The sequence below is a fragment of the Streptomyces sp. SolWspMP-5a-2 genome (assembly GCF_900091845.1).
GTDB lineage: Bacteria > Actinomycetota > Actinomycetes > Streptomycetales > Streptomycetaceae > Streptomyces > Streptomyces doudnae.
On record NZ_FMCI01000328.1, the window covers coordinates 41,729 to 51,452 of the forward strand.

At 73.0% G+C, this 9,724-nt stretch carries 10 protein-coding genes and 1 riboswitch; of the genes, 7 read left to right on the forward strand and 3 right to left on the reverse strand.

Going from position 1 to position 9,724, the window contains the following annotated elements; all coding sequences use genetic code 11:
* Positions 1-20: 20 nt before the first annotated feature.
* Positions 21-1,331: an ABC transporter substrate-binding protein gene (locus tag GA0115242_RS32725; protein WP_093834998.1), complete on the reverse strand. Its 1,311-nt coding sequence runs from the start codon at positions 1,329-1,331 to the stop codon at positions 21-23.
* A gap of 313 nt (positions 1,332-1,644) precedes the next feature.
* Here GA0115242_RS32725 and GA0115242_RS32730 point away from each other — a divergent pair, with 313 nt between their 5' ends.
* Positions 1,645-2,658, forward strand: coding sequence for a LacI family DNA-binding transcriptional regulator (locus tag GA0115242_RS32730; RefSeq protein ID WP_093835000.1), 1,014 nt, complete (start codon positions 1,645-1,647; stop codon positions 2,656-2,658).
* Positions 2,659-2,673: 15 nt separating this feature from the next.
* Here GA0115242_RS32730 and GA0115242_RS32735 read toward each other — a convergent pair whose 3' ends face one another.
* Together GA0115242_RS32735 and GA0115242_RS32740 are read right to left on the reverse strand one after the other, a co-directional pair.
* Positions 2,674-3,081, reverse strand: a complete 408-nt coding sequence (locus GA0115242_RS32735; RefSeq protein WP_093835002.1) for a hypothetical protein — start codon at positions 3,079-3,081, stop codon at positions 2,674-2,676.
* 184 nt (positions 3,082-3,265) lie between these two features.
* Positions 3,266-3,541 carry a hypothetical protein gene (locus GA0115242_RS32740; protein ID WP_093835004.1) on the reverse strand — a complete coding sequence of 92 codons (276 nt, stop codon included), beginning with the start codon at positions 3,539-3,541 and terminating at the stop codon, positions 3,266-3,268.
* Between the two features lie 389 nt (positions 3,542-3,930).
* Here GA0115242_RS32740 and GA0115242_RS32745 point away from each other — a divergent pair, with 389 nt between their 5' ends.
* From GA0115242_RS32745 to GA0115242_RS32770, 6 genes are all read left to right on the forward strand, one after another.
* The gene (locus GA0115242_RS32745) at positions 3,931-4,770 is read left to right on the forward strand and encodes a helix-turn-helix domain-containing protein (protein WP_176729953.1); all 840 of its coding nucleotides are present in this window, start codon (positions 3,931-3,933) and stop codon (positions 4,768-4,770) included.
* Positions 4,767-4,976 (forward strand): DUF397 domain-containing protein, encoded by a 210-nt coding sequence (locus GA0115242_RS32750; RefSeq protein WP_093835006.1) that lies wholly within the window; start codon positions 4,767-4,769, stop codon positions 4,974-4,976. Before GA0115242_RS32745 ends, GA0115242_RS32750 begins: the two co-directional genes overlap by 4 nt.
* 245 nt (positions 4,977-5,221) lie before the next feature.
* A riboswitch (cobalamin riboswitch) is annotated at positions 5,222-5,352 on the forward strand.
* 50 nt (positions 5,353-5,402) lie between these two features.
* The gene (locus GA0115242_RS32755) at positions 5,403-6,959 is read left to right on the forward strand and encodes an ABC transporter substrate-binding protein (protein ID WP_256089810.1); all 1,557 of its coding nucleotides are present in this window, start codon (positions 5,403-5,405) and stop codon (positions 6,957-6,959) included.
* Between the two features lies 1 nt (position 6,960).
* Positions 6,961-7,908: an ABC transporter permease gene (locus GA0115242_RS32760; protein ID WP_093835010.1), complete on the forward strand. Its 948-nt coding sequence runs from the start codon at positions 6,961-6,963 to the stop codon at positions 7,906-7,908.
* Positions 7,905-8,741 (forward strand): ABC transporter permease, encoded by an 837-nt coding sequence (locus tag GA0115242_RS32765; protein ID WP_093835012.1) that lies wholly within the window; start codon positions 7,905-7,907, stop codon positions 8,739-8,741. The genes GA0115242_RS32760 and GA0115242_RS32765 overlap by 4 nt, the downstream gene beginning before the upstream one ends.
* Positions 8,738-9,724 (forward strand): ATP-binding cassette domain-containing protein (locus GA0115242_RS32770; protein ID WP_141721833.1); only part of this gene is annotated, 987 nt, incomplete at its 3' end. The genes GA0115242_RS32765 and GA0115242_RS32770, both read left to right, overlap by 4 nt.

Consider the following 9,724-nt stretch of genomic DNA (forward strand, 5'->3'; position numbering starts at 1 on the left):
GAGGCCGCGGGGGCGGAAGGTCAGCGGACCGCCTTCTCGATGCGCCCCGTCGTGGTGCTCCACGCCTTGTCGCGCGCGGTGCCCTGCTGCTCGATCAGGCTCAGGCCCTGCGAGAACGTGTCCTTGATCGTGCCGTCCTTGCGGCCGAGGACCTGCTTGTCCGGGATCTCCTTGGCCGCGGCGCCGAAGATCTGGCCGATCGGGGCGTCGCTGAAGTACGCGGACCTGGCGTTCTTCACGGCGGCGCTCTCCAGCGCGGTCCTGGACGAGGGGATGTTCCCGATCTTCGTGAAGATGTGGGTCTGCTGCTCGGGCGCGGTCAGCCAGGCGACGAGCTTCTTGGCCTCCTCCTTCACCGGGCTCTGCTCGACCACGCCCAGGAAGGAACCGCCCCAGTTGGCTCCCTTGGGCGCCTTGGCGACGTCCCACTTGCCCTTGTTGGCGGCCCCGGCCTTCTCGCTGATGTGGCTGAGCATCCACGCCGGGCAGACGGCGGTGGCGAAGGTGCCGTTGGCCAGACCGGGGTCCCAACCGGGCTGGAACTGGCGGAGTTTGGCGCTCAGCCCGTCCTCGGCGGCGTCGGCGGCGAGGTTCCACGCCTCCTTGACGGCCGGGTTCTTGTCGTAGATCAGCTCGCCCTTGTCGTCGTAGTACTGCTCGGGGTAGCCGTAGACCATGGCGTTGAACAGGCCGCTGACGGCGTCCATGTAGGAGACGCGGCCGCCCTTGAAGTCCTTCTTGAAGGTGCGGCCGACCTCGACGTACTTCGACCAGTCGCCCGCCCACAGCTCGGCGACCTTCTCGCGGTCGGTGGGCAGGCCCGCCTGCTCGAAGTAGTCCTTGCGGTAGCAGACGGCCATCGGGCCGATGTCCGTGCCGAGCCCCAGCACCTTGCCGTCCCCGGTGCTGATCTGGGACTCCTTCCAGGGCAGGAAGTGATCGAGCCCGGCGACGCCGGAGAAGTCCGCGAACTTGTCCGCCTGGGTCTCGGTGATCTCCTTGGCCCGACCGATCTCGATGCCCTGGATGTCCTTGAGGCCCTTGCCCGCGGCGAGCCTCGTCTGCAACGCGGTGTAGTACGTCTGCTCGTCCCCGGCGACCTCGGCCTTGATCTCGACCCCGGGGTTCTCCTTCTCGTACTGCTCCAGGAGCCCCGTCTCCTTGATCCCCATCACGCCGTACATGCCCATGGTGATGGTGACCTTGCCGTCCTTCTTGCCACCGCCGGTGGCCGAGTCGCCGCTGCCGCCGCAGCCGGCGAGGAGCGTCAGCGCGCCGACGGCCGCGACCGCCGCCACCGCCCTTCCGCGTAACGAACCGAGCGTGCCCATGGATCTCCTCCTGGCGATGGCGCCGATCCGTCGCGGGGGGAGGTCCGCGGGGGAGACGGCGAGGGGTGAGACGGCTTCCGGACGCGTTGGGAACGTGCCCAAAAGTGGTGGGCACGTTCCCAACGGCGTTGTGAAGACTCGTGGGAGCGGCCCCGGTCTGTCAATGACCCGAAAGCAAGTTGTCACCGGGGCGCCCGTGCCGGGCCTCGCGCGCCCGGGGCCGGGCCGTGCGTCGGCCACAGCGGGATCTGCGAAGATGCCGCAGGTCACCTTTGCGACAGGCGCCGCCTCCGCGGCCGTTGAGGGGGAGTGCATGACCGGCAATCGCCGTCCCACGATCAAGACGGTCGCCGCCCGCGCCGGAGTCGGCCGCACCACGGTCTCCCGTGTCGTCAACGGCTCGGACCTGGTCAGTGCCGACGCGCGGGCCAGGGTCCTCGCCGCGATCAAGGAACTCAACTACGTGCCCAACTCCGTGGCCCGGGGCCTGGTGACCAACCGGACCGACGCGGTGGCTCTGGTGATCCCGGAGTCGGAGAGCAGGCTCGGCTCGGAACCGTTCTTCGCCGCGCTGATCCGCGGGGTCAGCGGGGCCCTCGCCGAGACCCGGACGCAGTTGCAGCTGATGCTGGTCAGGGACCGGGCCGAGCGCGACCAGTTGACCGACACGGTCGCCGCCCGCAGGGTGGACGGCGTGCTGCTGGTCTCGGTGCACGCCCGGGACCAACTGCCCGCGATGCTGGAGGAGATGGGCCTGCCCACGGTGCTGGCGGGCCGCCGGGACGCCGGAGAACGGCTGAGCTACGTCGACTCGGACAACGCCGGAGGAGCCGCCGCCGCGGTGCGCCATCTGCTGGGCCGCGGACGCGGACGGATCGCCACCATCACCGGGCCGCTGGACATGGACGTCGGCCGCAGCAGGCTGGAGGGCTGGCGGGCCGCGCACGAGGAGGCGGGGGCGCCCGCGGCGGCGGAACTCGTCGAGGCGGGCGACTTCACCGAGGAGGGCGGCGGCCGCGCCATGCGGCTGCTTCTCGAACGCCGCCCCGACCTCGACGCCGTCTTCGCCGCCTCCGACCTCATGGCGGTGGGGGCCCTGGCCGAACTCCGGCGGCAGGGGCGCCGGGTACCGGACGACGTCGCCGTGATCGGGTTCGAGGACTCCATCCTCGCCCGGCACACCGATCCGCCGCTGACGACGGTGCGGCAGCCCGTGGAGGAACTCGGGCGGACCATGGCCCGCATCCTCACCGACATCACGCGGCACGGCGCGCCCCGGCAGCAGATGACCCTGCCGACGGAACTGGTGGTGCGCGACTCCACCTGAGCGCCGGCCCTCCGCTCACCCGCCGGTCTCCCGCCCGCGCACCGTCTTCGGGAATCCCGCCCCGTTCACCTTGTACTGACGCCACAGCCTCTCGACGGCCGGGTCGACCACATCCCACGAGTGCTCCCGGGGATGGCCGGAGAAGAAGGTGCACACGTCGTCCCGGCCGGGTGTGAACTGCCCGCAGAAGCGCTGCCACCCGATCCGGGGGCTGCCGCCCGTGGACCACAGGAGCCACAGCGCATGGTCCGGATCGTCATCCCGGTCACCGAAACGCGAGGCGTGATCACCCCTGTGCCACAGAGCGATCCGGCACCGCTGCCACGGTTCCCACGGGCCGACCACCGTGACCGGCGGACCGTCGAGGCGGGCGAACTCCCACAGCGCCAGCGGCGCCAGGACGACCGCGGTGCACGGACGCATCAGGCACCTCACGGGGGACCGGCCGGAAAGCCGGTCGACGGCATGGACGGCATGGACGGCGTTGACGGCATGGACGGCATGGACGACGTTGACGACACGGCTTCGGCCACGTGGACGGCATGGACGACGTGGACGGTCTGCACGGCGTGGACCGGCGTCGACGTGCCTGTCCGCGCGCGGTGCCTCACGCGGAGTCCCCCGTGTGCAGCGACTCCCACACCTCGTGCTGGGCGGCCGTCGCCGCGCACAACTCCGCCCACGAGTCCGCCACCACCGTGCATTCCAACGTCCCGGCGTACGGTCCGAGCCGTTCTCTCGCCGCGTCCAGAGCCCGACCCGCGTAGGGCGCGGTCGCGTACCAACTCCCGCGCACCACGGCCCCGGAGAGCGTCTGCCCGTCCTCCGACCGGAACGAGGTCCAGCCCGCGGGCAGCTCAGGCTCGCCACCCGCCCCGCTCACGCGTCACCCCGCGCGCATCCCGGGTGCCAGTACCGACCCCGCGCACCCGCGTCCGGCCCCGACACCCGACGGCACAGGTCGAGCGACCCGATCGCCACGGAGCACCCCGGACACACCTCGCCGGAGGGCGCGTACGTCGAGTACTCGTCCCCACGGGCGTCGGTGCACCCCTTCCCGGTGCCGGACACACCTTCGAGTGAGCCCTGATCCGAACCCGCCCGAGCGGGTGCCTCGCCAACTACATTGCGCATCACGCGACTCCGCTTCTGGACGGCCTTGCGGGGTCCGTCCGTTGCTCTCCGTAGTGCTACGACTCCAAGCAGGCTCAGATTCGGCTACAGACAGGAACTCTTCAACGTGGCAGATTCGAAGGAAGGGATGGTCGGGTCATGGTGAACCGCAAGGATCTGAATCCCGGGGAGTCGCCCGAGGCGGCATTCGGCGCGCGTCTGCGCAGCTTGCGGGAGACACGAGGCTGGACACAGGACCAGCTCGCCGAGCGGACGGGATATTCCAGTCAGCACATTTCGGCGGTGGAAACCAGTCGCAAGCCGCCAACTCGGCGTTTCTCGCGCAGTACTGACCGTGCCTTCGGTATCGAGGGCACCTCGGACACGTTCGAGCGCGGATGGCGCGAGATCCGGCACGGGGCGCTCCTGGAGGGATTTCCGGAATACGTCGGCTACGAGGGCAAAGCCGCGGAGATCCGGCTGTACGAGATCGGGATCATTCCGGGACTGTTGCAGACACCGGAGTACGCGCGGGTTCTCGCCGACAGTGCCGCACAGCGAGGGGCCATCACGCCCGAACAGGCCGATGAACGAGTGGCGTTCCTGGCGGAGCGGCAGGAAGCCCTGCTGCGGCCCCGCGCGCCCATGATGCTGGTGGTGATGGACGAGAGCTGCGTGCGCAGGCGGATCGGCGGCGCCGAGATCATGAACGCACAGCTCGACCGCTTGACGGCCTTCGCCGAACTGCCCCACACCGTCCTTCAGATCGCCCCGTTCGACATAGGCGAACGTCGGCCGTTCAACCTCCCTATGAACCTGCTGACGTTGCCGGACCTGTCCGTGGTCGCGTACGCGGAATCGCAGATGCAGGGGCACCTGGAACGCGAGACGACGGCTGTGATTCCCCTGTTGGCGGCCTACCATCAGTTGCAGGCTGAAGCGCTGCCGCAGGCGGCGTCCGTGGCCATGATCGAGCAGGTACGAAAGGGCATCCCGTGACGACCGAATCCCCCCGCTGGTTCAAGTCTTCCTACAGCGACAACGGCGGTAACTGCGTCGAGGTCGCCGCCAACCTCGCCGCCTCGCGCGGCGTGGTCCCCGTCCGTGACTCCAAGGCCGCCGACGGTCCGGTGCTGAACCTGACCGCCATAGCCTTCGCGTCGTTCGTGACGAGCATCAAGGCCGGAACGCCCGAGGCCCGCTGAGCGCCGAACAGACCCGGCCCGTACCGACCCACCGCTGAGCCCCGCCCGGCGCTTCCCGCCGGGTGGGGCCCGGTTGCGCGTGGGCGCCGCCGAGTCGCCGCACCGGCGGGACTCCGGGCATCGAAAGGCATCGATACGACAGATCCGGGGGGAGACCGCCGACGAGGTCACGGCCCCGCCCCAAGGGCGCCGGGCTCCGGCCGCCGACGGCACGTGCGTCACAATGAGCACACGAGGCGACGGGGATCAGGAAGCCGGTGCGAGTCCGGCGCGGTCCCGCCACTGTGACCGGGAAGCGACCCTCCCGCACGCCACTGCCCGCGACCCCGCGGGCGGGAAGGCGGAGGCGAGCGACGATCCGGGAGCCAGGAGACTGACCCGTCGCCGGTCCAGCAGCAGGGGCGAGGACCCCCGGAGAGGATCGATGTGACGACAACGCATGCCCAGTCCCCGAAGGCCGGGCCCGGCAGGCGCGGGGTGCTGGCCGCCTCGGGCGCCCTGGCGCTCGCCGGTACCGGCCTGCTCACCGGCTGCGGCGGCGACACCAGGGACGGGGGAGACGGCGACCGGTTCCGGGCCGCGTTCACCTCCGGCGGCTCCCAGGAGACCCTGGACCCGCACGTCGCGCCGAACTTCGTCGACCAGGCCCGTGCCAAGGCGCTCTACGACACGCTCGGCACCTACGCGGACGACATGTCGGTCCGCGAACGCCTCGCCGAGTCCTGGGAGAGCGACGCCTCCGGCACCCGCTGGCGCATACGGCTGCGCGCCGCGCGCTTCCACGACGGCAGCCCGGTCACCGCGCGGGACGTCCTCTACAGCTACCGCCGCGCCGCCGACCCCTCGACCGGCTCCCCGTCCCAAGTGCTGCTCTCCGCCATCGACTTCGGCGCCAGCAGGGCCGACGGCGACCGCTCCCTCGTCCTCGTGCTGAAGGCCCCGAACTTCGAGTTCCCCACCGTCTTCGCCGGACCCGGCACCGAGATCGTCCCGGACGGCACCACGGACTTCCGCAAGCCCGTCGGCTCCGGACCCTTCACCTTCGTCTCCTTCACCCCCGGCGGCACCGCCCGCTACCGCCGCTGGGCGGACCACTGGGACGGCGCCCCGCACATCGCGGAACTGGAGATCGTCCCCGCCGACGAGGAGTCCGCACGGCTCAACGCGCTCCTGTCCGGACAGGTGCACTACGGCGCCGACATGGCCGGCGCCTCCGTGGAGCGGCTGAAGGGGAACAGCGGCACCCGTCTGCTGACGGCCGAGCGGGCGACCGCACAGCAACTCCTGCTGCGCACCGGCCGCGCGCCCTTCTCCGACCCGCGGCTGATCCGCGCCGTCCAACTGGGCATCGACCGCGCGGCCCTGGTCAGGATCGCGCTCGCCGGACACGGCCGGGCGGGCGACGACCTGTTCGGGATGGGCCTGCGCGGCTACCCCGACGACCTGGAGCCGCGCGAGCGCGACGTCGACCGGGCGCGCGCCCTGGTGAAGGAGGCCGGGGCCGAGGGGCTGCGCGTCACCGTCGAGACCAGCTCCGTCGACGCGGCCTGGGAACCGGCGGCGGACCTCATGGCGCGGCAACTGCGCGAGGTGGGGCTGCGCCTCAGCGTCAACACCCGTGCTTCCAGCACCTACTTCAGCGAGATCAAGACCAAGGGCGTCGCCGCCTTCAACACCACCTCCACCCTGCCGGTCTCCGACTTCCTCCAGCAGCGGGTGCGCGGGGGCGCCGCCCGCAACCAGACGCAGTACGCCTCGCGGACGTTCGACGCGCTCCTCGACCGGGCCCGCACCAGCCGCGACGAGAAGGAACGGCTCGGCCTGCTCGCCCGCGCCCAGAAGCTCGCGCGCGACGAGTCCGGGCTCCTGGTGTGGGCCTTCTCCGACGCCAATGACGCCATCGCGTCGTCGGTCCGCGGGCTGCGTGCCGCGCCGCCGAACTCGCACGACTGGGCCCGCTTCGACCGGGTCCGCCTCAGCTGACGTGCGCGGGTACGTCCTGCGGCGGTGCCTGCTGGCCCTGGCGCAGTGCCTGGTGGTGCTGGTCGCCGTGTTCGCCGTCGGCTCGTTCCTGCCGGGCGACACCGCCGACGTGCTGCGCGGCGAACTCGGCACACCGGAGCAAGTAGAGGCGCTGCGCGCGCGGTTGGGCCTGGACGAGCCCGCCCTCACCCGCTTCGGGCACTGGCTCGCCCACCTCCTCACCGGCGACCTCGGCCACTCCCTGACGACCGGGCTGCCCGTCGGCGACGACCTCGGCCGCCGCGTCGGCGTGACCCTCCTGCTCGGCCTGCCCGCGCTGCTGCTCGTCACCGTCCTCGCGCCGGTCGTGGGCACGCTGTCCGGGCTGCGCGAGGGCAGCCTCCTCGACCGCGCGCTGAACACCGCGGCCGTCGTGCTGCACGCCGTACCGGAGTTCGTGCTCGGGCTGCTGCTCGTCGCCTCGGTGTCGCTGGCCGCCGGACTGCTGCCCGCGACCGCCGTCGGCATGGACGGCGCCGCGCTGCTCGCCCAGCCCGCGGTGCTCGTCCTGCCCGTCATCGTCCTGACGGCCCGTCACCTCTGTGATCTGGCACGGCAGATACGGGCCGCGGTCGCCGTCCAGCGGCACGGTGCCGTCGCCGGGCACCTGCGGCTGCTCGGGATGCGGGAGCGCACCGTCGTGCTGCGGCACGTCCTGCCCGGCGCGCTGGGACCCGCGGCGCAGCAGTACGCGCGCTGCGTGGAGGGGCTGCTCGGGGGCGCCGTCCTGGTGGAGGCGGTGTTCGGGTTCCGCGGCCTGGGCGACGGCTTCGTCGAGGCGGTGCAGAACCGCGACCTGCCCCAGGTGCAGACGTACGCCCTGCTGTTCTCCGCGACCGCGGTCCTGGTGAACCTGATCGGGGACCTGGTCGCCCACCGGCTCGCGCCCCGCCGCGAGGTGACCGGATGACCCGGCCGCCGACGAGGACGTCCCGCGACGCCACCGCCCGGCGCCGTCGCCCGTGGCTCGCCGCGGCCCTGCTGGGCGTGCCCCTGCTGGTGGCGCTGCTCGGACCGGCGGCGGCCGGGGACGACGCGCCCCTGCCCGGCGCCCTCCCCTCCCGGCCGCCGGGCTCGGGGCACCCCCTCGGCACGGACGTCCTGGGCCGCGACGTGCTCACCCTCGTGCTGGAGGGCGGCGCGTCGGTCGTCGGCAGCGCCCTCGCCGCGCTCGCCGTGGGCACGCTGCTCGGCGTCCCGCTGGGCCTGCTGGCCGCGGGCCCGCGCCGGGTCCTCGACGAGACGGTCATGCGCACCCTCGACCTCGTCCTCGCCTTCCCCGGACTGCTGGTGCTGATGACCCTGGCGGCGACCGGCCGCCGCGACTGGTTCTGGCTGGTGACGGTCGCGGGCGCGCTCCAGGTCCCCGCCGTGGCCCGCCTGGTGCGCGGCGCCGCGCTCGCGCCGGGCGCGCGGACGGTCGTCGAGGCGCTGCGGATGCAGGGGCACGGCTGGGGCTACATCCACCTCCGGCACCTGGCGCGGGAGGTGGCGGCGCCGCTGGCCACCGACGCCGCCGGGCGGTTCTCCACGGTGCTGTACCTGCTGGCGTCCGCCAACTTCCTCGGCCTCGGCCTGCCCGCCTCCGCACCGGACTGGGCGGTCCTCATCGAGCGCAACAGCGACGCCCTGTTCACCCAGCCCGCCGCGGTCCTGGTCCCGGCCGGTCTGCTGACCTCGCTGTGCGTCGGCGGCAACCTGCTCGTCGACCGCGTCCTCGCCCGGGAGAGGGGCCGAGCATGACCGGAGCGTCCCCCGCACCCCTGCTGGAGCTGGCGGAGATCTCGGCGTACGCGCGGGGCGGCCCGCGCCCGCTCCTCGACGGGGTCGGCCTGACGGTGCCCACCGGTGGCGTGGTCGCCGTCGTCGGACCGTCGGGGAGCGGCAAGACCACCCTCGGCCTGGCCGCGCTGGGCGCCTCGCGCGCCGGGGTGCGCCTGTCGGGACGCGTCCTGCTGGCGGGGACGGACCTGCTGACCCTCACCCCGGGGGCCCGCCGCACCGCGCGCGCCGGACGGGTGGCCCACCTGCCCCAGCACCCCGAGTCCGTCCTCGACCCGGTCCGCCGGGTGGAGGGGGTGCTGCGGGAACTAGCCGCCCTCGGGCACGACGGGAGGGCCGCGCGCGCCGCCGCCGTCACCCGGAGCCTGACCGCCGCCGGGCTCGACCGGGACCTGGTGCGCAGGCGCTTCCCGCACCAGCTCTCCGGCGGCCAGCAGCAGCGTCTGGCGCTCGCCTCCGCCCTGGTCACGGGCGCGCGCCTGCTCGTCCTCGACGAGCCGACCAGCGGCCTCGACCCGTCCCTGGCCCAGGCCGTCGGACGCACCGTCCGCGCTCTCGCCGACAGCGGGGTGGGCGTGCTGCTGCTCAGCCACGACCTCTCCCTGGTGCGGCGCACGGCGGACCGGGTCCTGGTCCTCGACCGAGGCCGAGCCGCGGACCACGGCCGGACGAGGGAGATCCTCGGTGACGGGGGTGACGGGGGTGACGGGGGTGACGGGGGTGACGGGGGTGACGGGGGTGACGGGGGTCACGGGGGCGCCGGGTGCGACGGTGAGGTCGGGTACTTCGGCGGCCCCGGCGACCTGGGCGACTTGGGTGGCACCCCCGCCCCCGCCGTCGAGCCCCGCCCGCCCGCTTCTGAGCCCCGACCGGCCGCCGTCGAGCCCCGCCCGCCCGCTGCCGGGACCCGACCGGCCGCCGACGGCCCCCGCGCTTTCGCCCGG